Raw genomic sequence first — 18,742 nt, 5'->3', positions numbered from 1 at the left:
GTGAATGCAGCGCTGTATAACTGCCCGCACATTCCAGACCACAGTGGGCAGCTATGAGAGACCAGGCGCTACTCGACAAGATCGATCTTCATCTCATCCGGGTTCTACACACCGTGCTCACCGACCGCAGCGTTTCGCGTGCCGCCATCCGATTGGGGATGTACCAGCCCGCCGTCTCCGCAGCCCTCAAGCGGCTGCGCGAACTGTCGGGCGACCCGTTGCTGGTGCGCTCGGGTTCGGGCATGGTCCCGACCGATGCGGGCCTTCGGATGATCGAGCCGGCGGCGGCCATCCTGCGCTCGGCCGAGGTGCTGTTCAGCGATGCACGCGGCTTCGATCCGCAGACGGCCGCCACCACCTTTCGCATCGCGGCGAGCGACTACATGGACCCGCTCTTCCTGCCGCAGCTGGTGGCGCAGATCAAGAGCCAGGCACCGATGTGCCACATCGAGATCCATCCGCTGTCCTCGGACTCGGACTACCACGCGCATCTGTCGCTCGGGCAGGTCGACGTGGTGATCGGCAACTGGCTCAAGCCGCCCGAGGACCTGCACATGGCGCGGCTCTTCGGCGACGAGATCGTCTCGCTGGTCAACAAGGACCATCCGGCCGTGCGGCGCGGCTGGGACCTGGAAAGCTGGCTCGTGGCCGAGCACATCGCCCCGACGCCCATGCATCCGGGCGCGCGAGGAATCATCGACCAGATGCTCGACGAGATGGGCCGGCAGCGCAACATCACGGCACGCTGCGCGCACTTCGGGCTCATTCCCGACATCGTCGCGTCGAGCCTGCTGGTGCTGACGACCGGCCGCCAGTATTGCGAGCGCTTCCTCGACCGCCTGCCGGTCGCGATCCTCGAATGCCCCGTGCCGCTGCCGCGCCTCATGTACTACCAGCTCTGGCATGAGCGCACCCATTCATCGAGTTCGGCGCGCTGGCTGCGCGAGCGGGCCAAGTCGGTAGCGGCGACCTTGCGGCCCATGGCGGCCGCCGGCGCCGGCCCCGAATAGAACGATTTTTCGCGCCGGCGTCGCGACCAAGACAACCAACGCCATCGACTCACAAAGACTCGGAGACAAGACGATGAACCGGACAGAACAAGTGCTCGACCTCAGCGGGCAGGCCCCCCCACGGCAAGCCGCGCCGCGGCAAACCTCCGCCAAAGGCTGGGCGGAACGGATGTTCAAGCTCGAGGAGCACGGCACCACGGTGCGCACCGAAATCGTGGCGGGTCTCACGACCTTCCTCACGATGGCCTACATCATCTTCGTCAACCCCTCGATCCTCGGCGACGCAGGCATGCCGAAGGACGCGGTGTTCGTCGCCACCTGCCTGATCGCCGCGCTGGGCACGGGCATCATGGCGCTTTACGCGAACTATCCGATCGCGCTGGCGCCGGGCATGGGCCTCAACGCGTACTTCGCCTATGTGGTGGTGCTGCAAATGGGCTTCACCTGGCAGGCGGCGCTGGGGGCGGTGTTCGTCTCCGGTTGCCTGTTCCTGCTGGTGACGGTGTTCAAGGTTCGCGAGCTGATCATCAAGGGGATACCGCACTCGATCCGCATCGCGATCACGGTCGGTATCGGGCTCTTCCTCGCGATCATCGCGCTCAAGAGTGCGGGCATCGTGGCGCCGTCGAAGGCGACCTATGTCACCCTCGGCGACCTGCACACGCCGGAAGTCGTGTTGTCGACGCTGGGCTTCTTTCTGATCGTCGTGCTCGACCGGCTCAAGGTGCCCGGCGCGATCCTGATCGGGATCATCTCGGTGACCGTGCTGTCCTTCTTCTTCGGCGGCAACACCTTCCACGGCGTCTTCGCGGCGCCGCCGTCGATCGCTCCGACCTTTCTGCAGCTGGACATCAAGGCGGCGCTGTCGGGCGGCATCCTGAACGTGATCCTGGTGTTCTTCCTCGTTGAACTGTTCGACGCCACCGGCACGCTGATGGGCGTGGCCCGGCGCGCGGGCCTGCTGGTGCCGGGCAAGATGGACCGTCTGAACAAATCGCTCCTGGCCGACAGCGGCGCGATCTTCGCGGGTTCGCTGCTGGGCACGTCGAGCACCACCGCCTACGTGGAAAGCGCGGCAGGTGTGCAGGCCGGCGGCCGCACCGGGCTCACGGCCCTCACGGTGGCCGTGCTGTTCCTGGCCGCGCTGGTCATTTCGCCCCTGGCCGGCGCCGTGCCGGCCTATGCCACGGCACCCGCGTTGTTCTTTGTGGCCTGTTTGATGCTTAGGGAATTGACGGAACTGGATTGGGAAGAGACGACCGAGACGATCCCGGCTGTCGTGACGGCACTGACCATGCCGTTCACCTATTCCATCGCCAACGGCCTTGCGTTCGGCTTCATCAGCTATGCGGCCCTGAAGCTGTTTACGGGCAAGGCCAAGGAGGTGCACTGGATGGTGTGGCTCATCGGCGGCGTGTTCCTTTTCAAGTTCATCTATATCGGCGGACACTGACGACAATAAGGCGATCGCCCGAGAGGGCGGTTCAGGGCTCGAACGACAACCCACAGGCCAGGCATAGGCATGACAATCCACAGACTCCAGCTCGCGCACATCACCAAGCGCTATCCCGCGGTCGTCGCCAACAGCGATGTTTCGCTGACGGTCGAACCTGGTGAAACCCACGCGGTCCTCGGCGAAAACGGCGCCGGCAAATCCACGCTGATGAAGATCATCTACGGCTCGGTCAAGCCGGATGAAGGCAGCGTGATGTTCAACGGCCAGCCGGTCAACGTGCGCAATCCGCAGGAGGCGCGGGCGCTGGGCATCAGCATGGTGTTCCAGCACTTCAGCCTCTTCGACACCCTCACCGTCGCCGAAAACGTCTGGCTGGGCCTGGACAAGAGCCTGGCGCTGGCCGAAGTGGCGCGCCGGGTGCAGGCCAAGGCGGGCGAATACGGGCTGGACATCGACCCCTCGCGGCCGGTGCACACGCTGTCGGTCGGCGAGATGCAGCGCGTCGAGATCATCCGCGCGCTGCTGACGGACCCCAAGCTGCTGATCCTCGACGAGCCGACCTCGGTGCTGACGCCGCAGGCGGTGCAGAAGCTCTTCGTCGTGCTCAAGAAGCTGGCCTCCGAGGGCTGCAGCATCCTCTACATCAGCCACAAGCTGCACGAGATCCGAGAGCTGTGCACGGCCTGCACGGTGCTGCGCGGCGGCAAGGTCACCGGGGTGTGCAATCCGCAGAACGAATCCAACGAATCGCTCTCGCGCCTGATGATCGGCGCGGAGCCGCCGCCGCTCACGCACCGGCCGATTCACGCCGGCGCGGTGGCGCTCAAGGTCAAGGGCCTGACGCTGGCGCGCGAAGATCAATTCGGCGTCGACCTGGACGGCATCTCGCTCGACGTCCGCGCCGGCGAGGTGGTGGGCATCGCGGGCGTGTCGGGCAACGGGCAGAAGGAGCTGCTCTACGCGCTGTCGGGCGAAGACACCCGCGCCGACGCCCCGATGATCGAGGTTTTCGGCCAGGCGGCCGCGCACTTCAGGCCGCGCCGGCGGCGTGCGCTGGGCCTGCATTTCGTGCCCGAGGAGCGGCTGGGCCGCGGCGCGGTGCCGACGCTGGGGCTGGCGCACAACCTCTTGCTGACGCGCAGCAACGCGGTCGGAAAGGGCGGCTGGATTCGCACGCGGGCGCTGAACCAGCATGCCAGCGACATCATCAAGCGCTTCAACGTCAAGGCCGGCGGGCCGAACGCGGCGGCGCGCTCGCTGTCGGGCGGCAATCTGCAGAAGTTCATCGTCGGCCGTGAGATCGACGCCAACCCGAAGATCTTCATCGTCTCGCAGCCGACCTGGGGTGTCGACGTGGGCGCGGCAGCGTTGATCCGCGGCGAGATCCTCGCACTGCGCGACGCCGGTTGCGCGGTGCTCGTGGTGAGCGAGGAGCTCGACGAGCTCTTCGAAATCAGCGATCGGCTCTACGTGATCGCCAAGGGCCGGCTGTCGCCGTCGATCGACCGCTCCGCTGCCACGGTGCCGCAGATCGGCGAATGGATGAGCGGGCTCTGGGACAAGTCGCATCACGCCGCAGCGGCGTCGTCGGAGGTCGCCCATGCTTAAGCTCGAACCCCGCCCGCAACTGTCGCGCTTCTGGAGCTATGGCTCCCCGATCCTGGCGCTGCTGGTCACCGTGGTGATCGGCATGGTGCTCTTTGCGCTGCTGGGCAAGGATCCCGTCAAGGGCCTGCTGGTCTTCTTCTGGGAGCCGATCAAGAGCGGCTATGCGCTGGGCGAGTTGATGGTCAAGGCCACGCCGCTGCTGATCATCGCGCTCGGCCTGGCGGTGTGCTTCCGTGCCAATGTGTGGAACATCGGCGCCGAAGGGCAGTTCGTGTTCGGCGCGATGGCGGCCGGTGGTGTCGCGCTGCTGGCCGACAAGGACACCAGCCATTGGATCGTCGTCGGCATCCTGGTCGCAGGCATTGCGGGCGGCATGGTGTGGGCGGGCATCGTCGCTTTCCTGCGCGACAAGTTCAACGCCAACGAGATTCTCGTGAGCCTGATGCTGGTGTACGTCGCGACGCTGCTGCTGGGCTATATGGTCTATGGGCCCTGGAAGGACCCACACGGCTACAACTTCCCGCAGACGAAGACCTTCGAAGCGGTGACGCAGATCCCGCGGCTCATGAAAGGCTCGCGCGTGAGCATCGGACTCGTCATTGCGTTGATCGGCGCGGGGGCCTTGTGGGTCTTCCTGTTCCGTACGCGGGCCGGGTTCGCGCAGCAGGTCGGCGGGCTGGCCCCGGCGGCCGCGCGCTACGCCGGCTTCTCGGCACGGCGCGCGGTGTGGATCGCATTGCTCACCTCGGGCGGCGCGGCAGGTCTTGCGGGCGCGCTCGAAGTGGCGGGCCCGATCGGCCAGCTCAACCCCTATGTCCCGGCCGGCTACGGTTTTGCCGCGATCATCGTGGCCTTCGTTGGCCGGCTGCATCCGGTGGGGATGATCTTCTCGGCGATCCTGATGAGCATGTTCTATATCGGTGGTGAACTGGCGCAATCGCGGCTCGGGCTGCCGAAGTCGCTGACGGGGGTGTTCCAGGGGCTGCTGCTGTTCACGCTGCTGGCCTGCGACACGCTGATTGCCTATCGCATCCGGCGCAAGCTTGCGCCCAAGGCCGTGGTCGAGCCCGGAACGTCTTCGCTGCAAGTCAGCACGCCCTTGACCGCCCCCGTCGCCCGTCCCACAGAAGGAGCCGCATAGATGAACCCCCACGCTCATCACTTCGTGTATTCGCTGCCCCCCGAGGGGGCGCATGCCTCCCTAGGGGCGGCCCGGCGGGAGGCATGATGGAAAGCTACGCACTCCTCCTGGGGTCCACCCTGAGCGCCGGCACGGTGCTCGCCATCGCGGCGCTGGGCCTGCTGATCAACGAGAAGGCCGGCATCGTGAACCTCGGCGCCGAGGGCATGATGCTCTGCGCCGCGATCGCCGGATTCGCCACCGTGGTCACCACGCACAACACATGGCTCGGCTTCCTGGCCGGCATGGCGGCAGGCGCATTGCTGGCGTCCTTCTTCGGCGTGCTGGTGATCTGGCTCAACACCAACCAGTACGCGACCGGGCTGGCGCTCAGCCTCTTCGGCGTCGGCTTCTCGGCTTTCGCGGGCATCAACTTCGTGCAGGCCAAGTTGCCGGAGAGCGTGTCCTACGCGATCCCGGTGCTCGGCGACATCCCGCTGGTCGGGCCGGCGCTGTTCCGGCATCACCCGATGGTGTATTTAGCGGTGCTGCTGACCATCGGGCTGATCTGGTTCCTCTACCGCACGCGCGCCGGGCTGGTGCTGCGCTCGGTGGGCGAGTCGCCGGAGTCCTCGCATGCGCTGGGCTATCCGGTGCGGCGCATCCGTTTCCTGGCGGTGATCGCGGGCGGGGCACTGTGCGGACTGGCGGGCGCCTATCTCTCGACGGTCTACACGCCGCTGTGGGTCGAGGGCATGGTCGCCGGCCGGGGCTGGATTGCGCTGGCGCTGACCACATTCGCGACATGGCGACCGGTGCGCGTGCTACTCGGCGCCTACCTGTTCGGCGGCGTCTCGATGCTGGGTTTTCACCTGCAGAGCACCGGCGTCAACGTGCCGAGCCAGTTCCTGAGCATGCTGACCTACATCGCGCCGATCGTGGTGCTGGCCTTGATCTCGCGCAACCCCGCGTTCATTCGCGTGAACATGCCGGCTTCGATAGGAAAACCGTTCTACCCCGGCTCATAATCTCGCGTTTCCGTTTGTTTCTCCGCCAACCCGTCCTTTGAGGATTTCAAACAATGAATGATCTGAACAAGCGTTCCCTGCTCAAGCTGGCCGCCCTTACGGCAGTCGCTTCGGCCGCCCTCATCGGCTGCGGCAAGAAGGAAGAAGCCGCGGCACCGGCCGCCGCGCCCGCCGCCCCGGCACCCACGGCCGCCGCGCCCGCACCGGCTTCGACCGGCCCCCTCAACATTGCTTTCGCCTATGTCGGCCCGGTGGGCGACGGCGGCTGGTCCTTCGCGCACGACAACGGCCGCAAGGCGATCGAGAAGGAATTCGGCGACAAGATCAAGACCACCTTCGTTGAAAGCGTGCCCGAGGGCGCCGATGCCGAGCGTGTGTTCCGCGACATGGTGAGCCAGGGCAACAAGCTGATCTTCGGCACGACCTTCGGCTACATGGAGCCCATGCTCAAGGTTGCGGCCGACAACAAGGACGTCAAGTTCGAGCACGCCACGGGCTACAAGACGGCCGAGAACCTGCGCACCTACGACAGCCGCACGTATGAAGGCGCCTACATGGCCGGCATCGTCGCGGGTTCGATGACCAAGAGCAACACGCTGGGTGTCGTCGGCTCGGTGCCGATCCCCGAAGTGCTGCGCAACATCAACAGCTTCACGCTGGGCGCGCAGTCGGTGAACCCGAAGGTCACGACCAAGGTGGTGTGGGTCAACGAATGGTTCAGCCCGCCGAAGGAAACCGAAGCCGCCACCGCGCTCATCAACGGCGGCGCCGACGTTCTGTTCCAGAACACCGACTCGCCGGCCGTGCTCAAGACCGCGCAGGAAAAGGGCAAGCGCGCCTTCGGCTGGGATTCGGACATGACGGCCTATGGCCCGAAGGCCCACCTGGCGTCGGCGGTCATCAACTGGGGTCCTTACTACATCAAGGCCACGCAGGACGTGCTCGACGGCAAGTGGACCACCGGCCAGAGCTGGTGGGGCGTGAAGGAAGGCGCGATCGACCTCGTCTCGATCGCCGACGACGTGCCGGCCGAGGCCAAGGCCAAGGTCGACGAAGTCAAGAAGGGTCTGAAGGACGGCAGCTTCGCGATCTGGAAGGGTCCGATCGTCGACCAGGACGGCAAGGAACTGGTGGCAGCCGGCGCCGTGGCGGACGACAAGTTCCTCACGGGCATCAACTTCTACGTCAAGGGCGTGGAAGGCAAGGTGCCGGGCGGCGACAAGAAGTAATCTACGGCCCGGATTTCCGGCGCAAAGGGTTGCCCTGGGGCAGCCCTTTTTTGTTTCAAGTCTCACGATGATTGAAAGACAGATGTGGCATCCCGTGGCGCTCGTCGATGGCGTGGCGACCGCGCCGGTGGCCGCGCGACTGCTGGGCGAAAACATCGTTCTCTGGCGCGACGACAAGGCCTCCATCCACGCGTGGGCGGACCGCTGTCCGCATCGCGGCGCGCAGCTTTCGCTGGGGCGGGTGGTGAATTGCGAGGGCAGCGCGCACCTCGAATGCCCGTATCACGGTTGGCGCTTCGAGGCCGGCGGCCATTGCACGCAGGTGCCGGCCTTGCCTGGCTTCGTCCCGCCGCCGACGCACCGCGCGGTGGCGCATGGTGCGCGTGAAGGGAACGGCTTGATCTGGGTGCAGCTTGCCGCACCAGTCGAGGGTGACGACGAATCGATTCCGGCCTTCGCGTCCGAGGCCGATGCGAGTCTGCGCAAGGTCAACTGCGGACCCTACGACGTCGAGACCAGCGCTCCTCGGCTGATCGAGAACTTCCTCGACATGGCCCACTTCGGCTTCGTGCACGAAGGCTGGCTGGGTGCGCGCGACATGGCGGCGATCGACGACTACCGCGTCGAAGCCACGCCGCACGGCCTGCTCGCCACAGGGTGCAAGGCCTGGCAGCCGCAATCCACCATCAACTCGACCGCGCCCGCGCAGGTCGAATACACCTACGAGGTCACCGCGCCGTATGCGGCCGTGCTCACCAAGGTGCCCGAGGCTGCGAGCGTCGGCATCGGCGACTACCGCGAATCGATCGCGCTGTACATCTGCCCGATCGACGCGGAGCACAGCCGCGTCTGGTTCCGGTTCGCGACGGCCGACTTCGAGCGCGACGAAGCCGCGCTGCGCGCTTTCCAGGACACCATCTTCCTGCAGGACAAGCCGGTGCTCGAATCGCAAACCCCCAAGCGCCTGCCGCTCGACCTCCGGGCCGAGCTTCACACGGTGGCCGACAAGGCCTCGTCCATCTACCGCCGCCATCTCAAGGCGCGCGGCATCACCTTCGGAGTCTGCTGATGAACACGCCCATCCCCCGCCACACCGTCCGCGACGTGCCGGCCGAGCGCTTGCCGGCGCTGCTGGCCGCCATGCCCAAGGCCGAACTGCACATGCACATCGAGGGCTCGCTGGAGCCCGAGTTGATCTTCGCGCTCGCGCAGCGCAACGGTGTCGCCATTCCGTATGCGAGCGTGGAGGACCTGCGCCGCGCCTACGCCTTCACCAACCTGCAGACCTTCCTGGACATCTACTACGCCGGCGCCAGCGTGCTGCTCAAGGAGCAGGACTTCTACGACATGGCCTGGGCCTATCTGGAGCGCGCGGCGGCGGACAACGTCGTGCGCACCGAGATGTTCTTCGACCCGCAGACCCACACCGAGCGCGGCGTGTCGATGCAGACCGTGGTCGACGGGCTGCATCGTGCCTGCGTCGACGCCAAGGCCAAGCTCGGTGTCGACGCCGAACTGATCATGTGCTTCCTGCGCCATCTCAGCGAGGAAGACGCCTTCGCCACGCTCGAACAGGCATTGCCTTTCCGCGACCGCTTCATCGGCGTCGGTCTCGATTCGAGCGAACTCGGCCATCCGCCCGAGAAGTTCGCGCGCGTGTTCGCCCGTTGCCGCGAACTCGGCTTTCATCTCGTCGCGCATGCGGGCGAGGAGGGGCCACCGGCCTACGTGTGGAGCGCGCTCGACGTGCTCAAGGTCGAGCGCGTCGATCACGGCGTGCAGAGCACCAAGGACGCCGCGCTCATGAAGCGGCTCGCGCAGGACCGCATTCCGCTGACCGTGTGCCCGCTGTCGAACCTCAAGCTCTGCGTGTTTCCCGACCTGGGCCAGCACAACCTGCGCGAGTTGCTCGATGGCGGTCTGGTCGCGACGGTGAACTCGGACGATCCGGCCTATTTCGGCGGCTACATGAATCAGAACTTCGTCGAGACCTTCGCCGCCACCGGCCTCACCGCGCAGCATGCCTGGCAGCTTGCGGCGAACAGCTTCGAGGGCAGTTTTGTGGACGCGGCCGCCAAGCGGGCCTACGTCGACCGGCTCAACGCCGTGTTCGACGGCTTCGCCTGAGCCTGCGCGTTCTCGGCGCGTCGCGTCCGGGACATCCGGCTCCGTTTCGTCATCGTTCCGCCATGGATGAGGGTTAACGTGCACAGGGTTATCCCTATGCCACTCTCATCCAAAGGATTCGATATGAAGCTCTCGCAAATCGTCACCGGCGCCCTGCTCGCCGCATGCGCCATGACCACCGTCCAGGCGCAGACTGTTCAAGGCCGCAGCCGCGCTGACGTCCAGGCCGAGGCGATCGCCGCGGCCCACGCACCCAATCAGAACGTGACCCGCGGCTCGCGCGGCGCCGAGCCGTTCACGCCGATGGCCGATCCCGACAAGTTGGCGCAACAGGCCGTCGCGACGGCGCACGCGCCGGACCAGAACGTGACGCGCGGTTCGCGTGGCGCCGAGCCCTTCACGCCGATGGCTGATCCGGCGGCAGTGAACGCGCAAGCGATAGCCGCCGCCTCGGCACCGGACCAGAACGTGGTGGGTGGCTCGCGCGTCAACAGCCGCGTCATCTCGACGATGCAGAACCCGGCGACCGCGTCCAAGTAACACGTCCCCCAAGGCAAAAGAGGGGCGCGGCGTTGGCCGCGCCCCTTTTTCACTTCTGCCTCAAAGATCCGGCTTGCCGAAGGCCGGGTCGCTCACGGAATGCTTGCCGGTCTCGACGCGACCGGCGAATCTGCGCAAGTAGGCCGGGTCCGCATCGCAGGTGACGGCGAAGTCGTACCAGTAGCCGCTGTCGTCCAGATCCCAATGCAGTTCGGCGTCGTCGCCGCCCTTGACGCGAACCTGCCGCACATCGTTGCGGTAGGCCTTGGACTGGACCGTGAACTGGCAGGGCCGGTCGCCGTCGTTGCGCAGCTTCACGTAGAGGTCGCCGCGGTGCTTCTCGTAGCCGATGCGGAGCTCCGGCTGGGGTGCACCGCCCGCGCGCAGGCGGTTCAGGTCGCCCTTGAAATGCCGGTGGAAACCGTTGGGCCCGAGCACCCAGAGGTCGTAGAGGCCGGCGTTGCTGGTCATGGCGTTCCAGTCGTCTTCCAGGCGGTCGCCCTGCTCGACCATGTAGCGCCGTGGCAGGCGGTCGAGGTTGAGCTTGTCGTAGACGTGGAACACAGCCCCGGCCTCGCCGGTGTTGGCGAACACGAGCCGGACCCGGCCGTGCAGCGCATCGGCGCGCGCGCTCACGTGCAGTTCGTAGGGCAGGGCGCGCGATGGGCGCGTGCCGGTGGCCTGCTGCGGCAGCAGCGGGTTGGCCGGCGGCGTGATCGGCGCGAGCTTTTCCTGGTCCGCGCGCAGCATGTCCGCCTGGGTGCGGGTCTTGCGGCCTGCCAACGTGGGCAGCACTTCGTTGTTGGGGTTCTCGAAATTGAAGGCGCTCATCAGGTCGCCACATACCGCACGGCGGAAGCGGCTGATGTTGGGCTCCTTGACGCCGAAGCGCTTCTCGATGAAGCGGATGACCGAGGTGTGGTCGAACTCCTGCGAGTTGACCCAGCCGCCGCGGCTCCAGGGCGAGATGACATACATCGGCACCCGCATGCCGGGCCCGTACACGCGGCCGTCAGGCTGGGGCTGGTTCTGGGTGCCGGGCGGGTTGGGATGGGTGAAGCGCTCGAAGGCGACTTCGCGCTCGGGCAGCGTCGTCTTGCCCGCCGGGCTGCCGTCCGGATTGAGCGAAGGCGCAGAGGGCGACGGACAGTGGTCGAAGTAGCCGTCGTTCTCGTCGAAGTCGACGATCAGCACGGTCTTGCTCCAGACCTCGGGCACGGCGGTCAGTGCGTCAAGCGTCTCCTGGACGTACCAGGCGCCCTGCACCGGGCTGGACGGGCCGGGGTGCTCCGAATACGTCGCGCCCGCGATCAGCCATGAAACCTGCGGCAGCTTGCCGGTCTTGATGTCCTGGCGGAAGCGATCGAAGTAGGTTCCCGGATCGTTGAAATCGCCGGGCATCGTGTTGGCGATGCCCTTGTACAGTGGGTTCCCGACATCGTCGCTCGCCGGATCGTAGGCGGGCGAAAGGGCGTCGTTGCTCACCGGCTTGCCCGAGACTTCGTTGGCCACGCGGTACTGCTTGAAGCCTGCCAGCGGGTTGTCGCCGAAGTTGTCGGGCATGTTCTGGTAGACCATCCAGCTCACCTTGGCGGCCTGCAGGCGCTCGGGGTAGGTCTTCCATTCGTAGCCGAGGGTCGATGCGTCGATGGAGTCCCACTCGTTGTTCACCGAGGCGACGCCCGCGCCGGTCGGGCCGTTGGTGCCGGTCCACAGGAACATGCGGTTGGAATTGGTGCCGGTGTGCATGGCGCAGTGGTAGGCGTCGCAGATCGTGAAGGCATTGGCCAGCGCGAACTGGAAGGGCAACTCGGCTTCCTGGAAGTAGCCCATCGACGCGGCCGTCTTGTAGCGCGGCCACTGGTTGATGCGGCCTCCGTCCCACGCGTTCTGGCCGTCGACCCAGGTGTGGGGCGTGCCACTGAAGCGCTGTGCATTGCCGGTGCTGCCGTCGAGGTGGAAGGGCAGCACCTGCTTGCCGTTGGCGTCGGTCTGCTGCCAGACGTTCAGGCCCTGCGGCAGCGGGATCGTGAAACGGTCGCCGAAGCCGCGCACGCCGCGCAGCGTGCCGAAGTAGTGGTCGAAGGAGCGGTTCTCCTGCATCAGGATCACGATGTGCTCGACATCCTTGAGGGTGCCCGTCTTGTTGTGCGCGGGAATCGCGAGGGCGCGTCGGATGCTCGGCGGAAAGGCGGCGAGCGTGGCAGCGGCAATGCCGGTGGTGGCGGTGCCCTGGATGAATTTGCGGCGCGAGTTCATGGGTCGGTTCTCCTCCGGGAGTGGGGGTCGTTGGGTGGGATGAACGGGCGCAAGACTAGGGAGAGGGCGTGACATCGCCGTGAAGCGCGCGTGACAGGGGCCCGCTATGCACGTGGTGCGCGGGTAAAATGCCGGCCCGGCGTTGCTGCCCCGTAGCGCCGTTTTTTTTCTTTTGGGGCCATGTAGAGGACCACCATGTACAAAAACCTCGCAGCCGCGCTCGCGGCCGCCTGTTTTTTTCTCCCCGCTTTTTCGCAACCCTCGCAACCTGCACAGAAGGCCGATCCGCTCAAGATCGGCTTCGTCTATGTCGCGCCTGTCACCGACGCCGGCTGGGTTCGCCAGCATGAAAACGGACGCAAGACCGTGGAGGCCGTGCTGGACGGCAAGGTGAAGACCACCTACGTCGAGAACGTCGCCGAAGGCGCCGACGCCGAGCGCGTCATCCGCGACCTTGCGCAGCAGGGCAACAAGCTCATCTTCACGTCAAGCTTCGGCTACATGGAGCCGACGCTGAAGGTGGCGCGCGACTTTCCCGACGTGAAATTCGAGTCGATCACCGGCTACAAGACCGCGCCCAACGTCGCGACCGCCAATGCGCGCTACTACGAAGGCCGCTACCTCGCAGGCGTCGCGGCGGGCCGCATGACGAAGACCAATGTCGCCGGCTACGTCGCGGGCTTTCCGATCCCCGAGGTGCTGCAGGGCATCAACGCCTTCACGCTGGGCATGCGCTCGGTCAACCCGAAGGCGCAGGTCAAGGTCGTGTGGCTCGACGTGTGGTTCGACCCGCCCAAGGAACGCGAAGCGGCGATGGCCCTGTTCAACCAGAACGTCGACGTGATCGCCTTCCACACCGGCTCGACCGCCGTGATGGCTGCGGCGCAGGAGCGCGGCAAGTTGGCCGTGGCCTATCACTCCGACATGCGCAAGGTCGCGCCCGATGCGCAGATCGTCGCCGTCACCCATCAGTGGGGCGACTACTACACGAAGCGCGCGCGTGCCGTGCTCGACGGCACGTGGAAGAGCGGCAACGTGTGGGGCGGCGTCAAGGAAGGAATGATCCGTGTGGGCGATTTCGGCTCGAAGGTGCCCAAGGCCGTGCAGGACGAGGTGCTGCTGCGCCAGCAGGACATCGCATCCGGCAAGCTGCAACCGTTCCGCGCCGTTGCCGACGTGCGCAACAACGAGGGCCACGTCGTCATCCCCAAGGGCCAGAGCCTGAGCGACGAGCAGATCCTCCACATGAACTGGCTGGTCGAAGGGGTGCAAGGGAAGGCAGGCTGACCCCTCGCGGCAGCACTGGAATTTAGTGGACGAAGCCGCTTTCGCGGTGGAAGTAGGCGCCTTCGGGGTCGAGGGCCTTCACCTTGGCAGCGGGCTGCCCTGCGTATACGGCGTATTCCTCGGTGTGGACCTTGTTGAGCACCGAACCGGCGCCGAGCACCGAATGGTCCGGCAACGCCGCGCCGCCCAGCACCGTGACGCGCGTGCCGACCAGGCAATAGGCGCCGATGCGGATCGGCTTGCAGTCCTGCCGGCCTTCGACCACGTTGATCCCATGCGTGATCAGCTGCGAGTGATAGCCCGCGATGGTCGTGAAGGGGCCGATCTCGATCTTGTCCGTGCAGTCGATGATGTGCGACTTGGTGATGGCCGCGTGGTCGCCGAGCAGCAGCGCCGGATCGCGCTGCGTGCGTTGCGTGAAGTGGGCGCCGCCTGGCGGATGGCCGGTGATCCAGTTGGAGCGATCGATGATCGAATGCGCGCCGCACTCCAGCCGGCCCAGGTGGATGGCGACGTTCAAGTGCCCGATGTAGGCGCCTTCGCCCATCACCAGTCGACCCGGAAAGATGTACGAGAGGCCGATGCGCGCGTCGTCGGCGATCTGGTAGCCCCAGAAGCGCCGCAGGACCCAGCGCTTGACGGCCCAGGGGAGAAACACGACGCCCAGCGCCAGCAGCTTTCTCATGGGGCCTTCCGCTCGCTGATCGCCCGTCGGTAGGCGGAGACATAGTTGGCCGCCATCCGTTCGGCGGTGTAGTGCGCTGCGTTCTCGAGCCCCAGGCGGCGCATCTCGTCCAGGCGCGGTGTTGCCTGTTCGATGGCCGCGGCCATGGCGATCGGATCGGTCGGGTCGACGTAGACCGCGCCGGGGCCGCCGATTTCGTTCATGGGCGCCCGGTCGGACGTGAAGACGGGGCAACCGCAGGCCTGAGCCTCGATCACCGGCCAGCCGAAGCCTTCCTGGAGCGACGGAAAGAGCAGCGCCACGGCGCTCGAATACAGCGCGCGAAGCTCTTCGTGCGAGATGTTCCTGACTGTCTGGACCTGGTCCGCGACGCCGTGCCGGCGCGCCAGTTCCATCAGTTCGGCCGACAGCTGGGGGCCGACGAGCACCAGCCGCCGTGCCACGGCCTGCTTGCCGGCCGCCGCCGCGCGCTCCTGCAGCGCGATGAAGGCTCCGAGCACGCCCGGCCGGTTCTTGCGGTCGAGATCCACGCCCACGTGGATGAGGTACCTGTCGTCAGGCGAGAGGCCGAATCGCGCGATGAGCCGCTTCGCTTCGTCCGGCGGCACAGGAGCGAAGTTGTCGTTCAGGCCGTTGAGCACGGTCGTGACCTTGCGCTCGTCTGCCAGGCCCAGCGCCAGCAGGTCGCGCCGGGTCAGGTCCGACACGCAGGCGACGAGATCGGCCTTGGCCAGCCCTTTGGAAATCAGCTGTTGCAGCAGCCGCCCGAACCGGCCCACCCTCCAGCCGTCGACCATGCCCTTGGCCGCCTGCACGGCGATCACGTCGTGGCAGGTCACGACATTGGGCTTGGCTTTCACCCATGGGACGTAGATGCTGTTGGAGTGGTCGACGACGTGGACCACGTCGGCCCAGCGCACGGAGCGCGCCATCGAGGGAATGAACAGGATGAACTTGTCGACATAGGCCGGCCACTTCCACCAGCGCGAGGTCTCGAAGTACCGCAGCAGCCGCATCGTGGGGGCGATCACGCGGACCTCGCACCCGAGATGGGGGAGTTCACGTTCCAGGACGCGCCTGAAGGCCAGCATGCTGGCCTGTCCGTCGGGCTCGTAGTTCGCGATCAGCAGCACCTTCATCGGCTGCGGGCGCTCTTGGCGGCGTCACGTGAATTCATCGATCTTCCTGGAAGGAGTTGCGGAATTATGGTCGAGCGTGCTGCCTGCGCGGCGCGTACCATCGGCCGGGAAGCGCCAGTATTGCCGCCGTATAGCGCCCATATGCGCTAGCACATCGTGTACCCGCATTGCTGACTTACCCTCCGTGCCCATGCAAGCGTACCGTGCCTCCCTTTTGCGATTCGATCCCGACGGCCAGCCGGTCTTCGACGAAGACGGCCTGCTGGTCGTCGGTCCCGATGCCCATGGGCGGCAACGCGTCCAGGATGCGGGCGCTTACGCCGCCGTCGCGCAGCGGTATCCGCAGGTGCCCGTCACGCACTGGCCCGGACGCATTCTGGCGCCGGGGTTCATCGACATGCACGTTCACTTTCCGCAGACCGACATCATCGGGGCTCCGGCGGACGGGCTGCTTCCCTGGCTCGAAAACTACACCTTTCCGGCAGAAAGCCGCTTCGCCGATCCGGCCCATGCGGCCGAGGTGGCGGAGTTCTTCCTCGACGAATTGATGCGCAACGGGGTGACGACCTCGCTGACCTTCGCCACCTCGCACCCCGCGTCCGTCGATGCCTTCTTCGACGCTGCGCAACGACGCCGGCTGCGCATGATCACGGGGAAGGTGCTGCAGGATCGCCATTCGCCGGACGGCGTGCGTGACGAAGCTGAACAAAGCCTGATCGACTCCGAGGCGCTCATCCGCCGCTGGCACAACGTGGATCGCCTGGGCTATGCCATCACGCCGCGCTTCGCGCCCACGAGCACCGATGCCCAGCTGCGCGGCGCCGGCGAACTGGCTGCCAAATACCCCGACACCTGGATTCACTCGCACGTCGCGGAGAACAAGGACGAGGTGAAGTGGGCCCGCGAGCTCTTTCCCCACGCCCGTTCGTACCTCGACGTGTACGCGGGCTTCGGCCTGATGCGTGAGCGCGCCGTGTACGCCCATTGCATCCACTTCGACGACGACGATCGCCGCCTGATGCGCGAGACCGGTACAGCAACGGCCGTGAGTCCGACCAGCAACCTCTTTCTCGGCAGCGGCTTCTTCGATTTCGAAGGTGCCGACCGCATCGGCTACCCGTACGGGCTGGCCAGCGACGTCGGCGGCGGTACCAGCTTCAGCCCTTTCGCCACGATGCTGGCGGCCTACTACGCCGGCCGCGAGGGCCAGACCAAGCCCGGCATCAGCATTCCGCCGTCGCAGCTCTGGTGGCGCCACACGGCTGGGGCGGCGCGGGCGCTCGGGTTGGATGGGGTCGTCGGAAACCTGCAGCCGGGTTGCGAGGCCGACTTCGTGGTGATCAACCCGAAGGCCACCCCCCTGCTCGCGCGCAAGACGTCGCTGGCGAACACGCTGGAAGAACTGCTGTTTGCCCTGATCGTGCTGGGCGACGACCGGCTGATCGAGCGCACCGTGGTCTCGCAGGCCCTGGCCGGCTGAGCCAGGGGGAGGGCGCCGCTGCCTAGAATAGCGGCCCCAAGGAAGGACCTCCCATATGGAAATGCCCCCACGCTCATCACTTCGTGTATCGCTGCCCCCCGAGGGGGCGCTCAACGCCCTTCGGGCGGCCGGGCGGGCGTTGCCATGAGCATCAAGAGCGACAAGTGGATCCGGCGCATGGCCGAGAAGAACGGGATGATCGAACCCTTCGAGCCCCGCCAGATCCGGGAGCAGGATGGTCACAAGATCATCAGCTACGGCACCTCGAGCTACGGCTACGACATCCGCTGCGCACCCGAGTTCAAGGTCTTCACGAACATCCACAGCACGGTGGTCGACCCCAAGAACTTCGACGAGAAGAGCTTCGTCGACTTCCATGGCGACAGCTGCATCATCCCGCCCAACAGCTTCGCGCTGGCGCGCACGGTCGAGTATTTCCGCATCCCGCGCAATGTTCTGACCATCTGCCTGGGCAAGAGCACGTACGCACGCTGCGGGATCATCGTCAACGTGACACCCTTCGAGCCGGAGTGGGAGGGCTACGTCACCCTTGAATTCAGCAACACCACGCCGCTGCCGGCCAAGATCTACGCAGGCGAGGGCTGCGCGCAGGTGCTCTTCTTCGAGAGCGACGAGGTTTGCGAAACGAGCTACAAGGACCGCGGCGGCAAGTACCAGGGCCAGCGCGGCGTGACCCTGCCGAAGGCCTGATCAGCGCGTACCATCCCCCAAGCGCCGCACGGATGCCGGCGGCAAGGAGAGCGTCATGAGATGGGAAGGCAACGAACAATCAGACAACGTCGAGGACCGGCGCGATGAAGGCGGTGGCGGCGGTGGGTTCGGCCTGCCGATCGGCGGGCGCGGTATCGGCATCGGCACCATTGCCGTGGCCTTGATCGCCGGCTGGATCTTCGGCATCAATCCCCTGACGGTGCTGGGCCTCCTGAGCGGCGGCGAGCCGGCGCCCCAGGTGCAGCAGCAAGGGCCGGCGCACAAGCCGCCGCCCAATGACAAGGATGCGGCCTTCGTCTCGACCGTTCTGAAGAACACCGAGGTGGTGTGGGGCGACATCTTCCGCCAGCGAGGCGGCACTTACACGGCCCCCAAGCTGGTGCTCTTCCGCGGCGCCACGCCGACCGCCTGCGGCACCGGCCAGTCGGCCATGGGCCCCTTCTATTGCCCTGGCGACCAGAAGGTCTATATTGACCTCGGCTTCTATGACACGCTCAGGAACCAGCTTGGTGCACCGGGCATCTTTGCGCAGGCCTACGTCATCGCGCACGAAGTCGGGCACCACGTGCAGGACGAACTCGGAATCACCGGCAAGGTCGACCAGATGCGCAGCCGCCTCAGTCCGACCCAGAACAACGCGGTGAGCGTCCGCGTCGAGCTGCAGGCCGATTGCTTCGCCGGCGTCTGGTCCCACCACTCCCAGGAATCCAAGCAGTGGCTGGACCCGGGCGATATCGAATCCGCCATGAACGCCGCCCAGAAGATCGGCGACGACGCCCTCCAGCGCTCCGCCGGCCGCGCCGTCGTCCCCGACAGCTTCACCCACGGCACCAGCGCCCAGCGGCAGCGCTGGTTCATGACCGGCTTCAAGAGCGGCAACATGGAAGACTGCGACACTTTTGCAACAAAAAGTCTCTAGGTCTGGGCCCTAACGGCCCCCTTCCAAGAAACCCCGCGGAACCGGCTTAGCCGGGCCGCAGGGGTTGCCCCCGGTAGGGGGTGGGCGCCCGACACGAAGTGCGGGCAACCTGGGGGCGAGCAA

General features: G+C 66.2%; 16 protein-coding genes. 13 read left to right on the top strand and 3 right to left on the bottom strand.

All coding sequences use genetic code 11. From position 1 onward, the window contains the following. Window positions 1-53: 53 nt before the first annotated feature. The 9 genes from AC1DN9_RS26695 to AC1DN9_RS26655 all read left to right on the top strand — a co-directional run bounded on the left by AC1DN9_RS26695 (window position 54) and on the right by AC1DN9_RS26655 (window position 10,118). Entirely contained in the window at window positions 54-1,010 is a 957-nt protein-coding gene (locus tag AC1DN9_RS26695; protein ID WP_478104987.1) for a LysR family transcriptional regulator, read from the top strand. Between the two features lie 169 nt (window positions 1,011-1,179). After that, window positions 1,180-2,463 (top strand): NCS2 family permease, encoded by a 1,284-nt coding sequence (locus tag AC1DN9_RS26690; RefSeq protein WP_478105019.1) that lies wholly within the window; start codon window positions 1,180-1,182, stop codon window positions 2,461-2,463. Window positions 2,464-2,532: 69 nt separating this feature from the next. After that, window positions 2,533-4,074, top strand: a complete 1,542-nt coding sequence (locus tag AC1DN9_RS26685) for an ABC transporter ATP-binding protein (protein WP_478104985.1) — start codon at window positions 2,533-2,535, stop codon at window positions 4,072-4,074. Then, window positions 4,067-5,215, top strand: a complete 1,149-nt coding sequence (locus AC1DN9_RS26680; protein ID WP_478104984.1) for an ABC transporter permease — start codon at window positions 4,067-4,069, stop codon at window positions 5,213-5,215. The genes AC1DN9_RS26685 and AC1DN9_RS26680 overlap by 8 nt, the downstream gene beginning before the upstream one ends. Window positions 5,216-5,301: 86 nt before the next feature. Next, a complete protein-coding gene (locus AC1DN9_RS26675) occupies window positions 5,302-6,222 on the top strand; it encodes an ABC transporter permease (protein WP_478104982.1) in 921 nt (306 codons plus the stop codon). Window positions 6,223-6,275: 53 nt separating this feature from the next. Beyond that, window positions 6,276-7,451 (top strand): BMP family ABC transporter substrate-binding protein, encoded by a 1,176-nt coding sequence (locus tag AC1DN9_RS26670; protein ID WP_478104981.1) that lies wholly within the window; start codon window positions 6,276-6,278, stop codon window positions 7,449-7,451. 67 nt (window positions 7,452-7,518) lie between these two features. Further along, window positions 7,519-8,520: an aromatic ring-hydroxylating dioxygenase subunit alpha gene (locus tag AC1DN9_RS26665; protein WP_478104980.1), complete on the top strand. Its 1,002-nt coding sequence runs from the start codon at window positions 7,519-7,521 to the stop codon at window positions 8,518-8,520. Next, window positions 8,520-9,578, top strand: coding sequence for an adenosine deaminase (locus tag AC1DN9_RS26660; RefSeq protein ID WP_478104978.1), 1,059 nt, complete (start codon window positions 8,520-8,522; stop codon window positions 9,576-9,578). Before AC1DN9_RS26665 ends, AC1DN9_RS26660 begins: the two co-directional genes overlap by 1 nt. A gap of 123 nt (window positions 9,579-9,701) precedes the next feature. Beyond that, on the top strand, window positions 9,702-10,118 hold the full coding sequence (locus AC1DN9_RS26655) for a hypothetical protein (protein WP_478104977.1): 417 nt from the start codon (window positions 9,702-9,704) through the stop codon (window positions 10,116-10,118). Between the two features lie 60 nt (window positions 10,119-10,178). Here the strand turns inward: AC1DN9_RS26655 and AC1DN9_RS26650 are convergent, their stop codons facing one another. Beyond that, window positions 10,179-12,377 (bottom strand): phosphocholine-specific phospholipase C, encoded by a 2,199-nt coding sequence (locus tag AC1DN9_RS26650; protein WP_478104974.1) that lies wholly within the window; start codon window positions 12,375-12,377, stop codon window positions 10,179-10,181. 195 nt (window positions 12,378-12,572) lie between these two features. On the opposite strand from AC1DN9_RS26650, the gene AC1DN9_RS26645 reads away from it, so the two are divergent. Continuing rightward, a complete protein-coding gene (locus AC1DN9_RS26645) occupies window positions 12,573-13,664 on the top strand; it encodes a BMP family ABC transporter substrate-binding protein (protein WP_478104973.1) in 1,092 nt (363 codons plus the stop codon). A 22-nt stretch (window positions 13,665-13,686) separates the two neighbouring features. Here the strand turns inward: AC1DN9_RS26645 and AC1DN9_RS26640 are convergent, their stop codons facing one another. After that, a complete protein-coding gene (locus tag AC1DN9_RS26640) occupies window positions 13,687-14,349 on the bottom strand; it encodes an acyltransferase (RefSeq protein WP_478104972.1) in 663 nt (220 codons plus the stop codon). Next, window positions 14,346-15,488 (bottom strand): glycosyltransferase family 4 protein, encoded by a 1,143-nt coding sequence (locus AC1DN9_RS26635; protein WP_478104971.1) that lies wholly within the window; start codon window positions 15,486-15,488, stop codon window positions 14,346-14,348. The genes AC1DN9_RS26640 and AC1DN9_RS26635 overlap by 4 nt, the downstream gene beginning before the upstream one ends. A gap of 190 nt (window positions 15,489-15,678) precedes the next feature. On the opposite strand from AC1DN9_RS26635, the gene guaD reads away from it, so the two are divergent. The 3 genes from guaD to ypfJ all read left to right on the top strand — a co-directional run bounded on the left by guaD (window position 15,679) and on the right by ypfJ (window position 18,619). Further along, on the top strand, window positions 15,679-16,968 hold the full coding sequence (gene guaD / locus AC1DN9_RS26630; RefSeq protein ID WP_478104970.1) for a guanine deaminase: 1,290 nt from the start codon (window positions 15,679-15,681) through the stop codon (window positions 16,966-16,968). A gap of 144 nt (window positions 16,969-17,112) precedes the next feature. Beyond that, entirely contained in the window at window positions 17,113-17,679 is a 567-nt protein-coding gene (gene dcd / locus AC1DN9_RS26625) for a dCTP deaminase (RefSeq protein WP_478104969.1), read from the top strand. A gap of 55 nt (window positions 17,680-17,734) precedes the next feature. Continuing rightward, window positions 17,735-18,619, top strand: coding sequence for a KPN_02809 family neutral zinc metallopeptidase (gene ypfJ / locus AC1DN9_RS26620; protein WP_478104968.1), 885 nt, complete (start codon window positions 17,735-17,737; stop codon window positions 18,617-18,619). The last annotated feature ends 123 nt before the right edge of the window (window positions 18,620-18,742 follow it).

This window comes from Variovorax sp. 05L425 (genome assembly GCF_056397705.1).
The sequence above is the reverse complement of the archived record's forward strand: the minus strand, read 5'-3'. Positions and strand labels throughout refer to the sequence as shown.

Coding starts and splice junctions, on each gene's coding strand:
- AC1DN9_RS26660 (WP_478104978.1), top strand. CDS start 8,520: ATGAACACGCCCATCCCCCGCCACACCGTCCGCGACGTGCCGGCCGAG.
- AC1DN9_RS26650 (WP_478104974.1), bottom strand. CDS start 12,377: ATGAACTCGCGCCGCAAATTCATCCAGGGCACCGCCACCACCGGCATT.
- AC1DN9_RS26635 (WP_478104971.1), bottom strand. CDS start 15,488: ATGAAGGTGCTGCTGATCGCGAACTACGAGCCCGACGGACAGGCCAGC.
- guaD (WP_478104970.1), top strand. CDS start 15,679: ATGCAAGCGTACCGTGCCTCCCTTTTGCGATTCGATCCCGACGGCCAG.
- AC1DN9_RS26655 (WP_478104977.1), top strand. CDS start 9,702: ATGAAGCTCTCGCAAATCGTCACCGGCGCCCTGCTCGCCGCATGCGCC.
- AC1DN9_RS26640 (WP_478104972.1), bottom strand. CDS start 14,349: ATGAGAAAGCTGCTGGCGCTGGGCGTCGTGTTTCTCCCCTGGGCCGTC.
- AC1DN9_RS26665 (WP_478104980.1), top strand. CDS start 7,519: ATGATTGAAAGACAGATGTGGCATCCCGTGGCGCTCGTCGATGGCGTG.
- AC1DN9_RS26680 (WP_478104984.1), top strand. CDS start 4,067: ATGCTTAAGCTCGAACCCCGCCCGCAACTGTCGCGCTTCTGGAGCTAT.
- dcd (WP_478104969.1), top strand. CDS start 17,113: ATGAGCATCAAGAGCGACAAGTGGATCCGGCGCATGGCCGAGAAGAAC.
- AC1DN9_RS26675 (WP_478104982.1), top strand. CDS start 5,302: ATGGAAAGCTACGCACTCCTCCTGGGGTCCACCCTGAGCGCCGGCACG.
- AC1DN9_RS26645 (WP_478104973.1), top strand. CDS start 12,573: ATGTACAAAAACCTCGCAGCCGCGCTCGCGGCCGCCTGTTTTTTTCTC.
- ypfJ (WP_478104968.1), top strand. CDS start 17,735: ATGAGATGGGAAGGCAACGAACAATCAGACAACGTCGAGGACCGGCGC.
- AC1DN9_RS26685 (WP_478104985.1), top strand. CDS start 2,533: ATGACAATCCACAGACTCCAGCTCGCGCACATCACCAAGCGCTATCCC.
- AC1DN9_RS26695 (WP_478104987.1), top strand. CDS start 54: ATGAGAGACCAGGCGCTACTCGACAAGATCGATCTTCATCTCATCCGG.
- AC1DN9_RS26670 (WP_478104981.1), top strand. CDS start 6,276: ATGAATGATCTGAACAAGCGTTCCCTGCTCAAGCTGGCCGCCCTTACG.
- AC1DN9_RS26690 (WP_478105019.1), top strand. CDS start 1,180: ATGTTCAAGCTCGAGGAGCACGGCACCACGGTGCGCACCGAAATCGTG.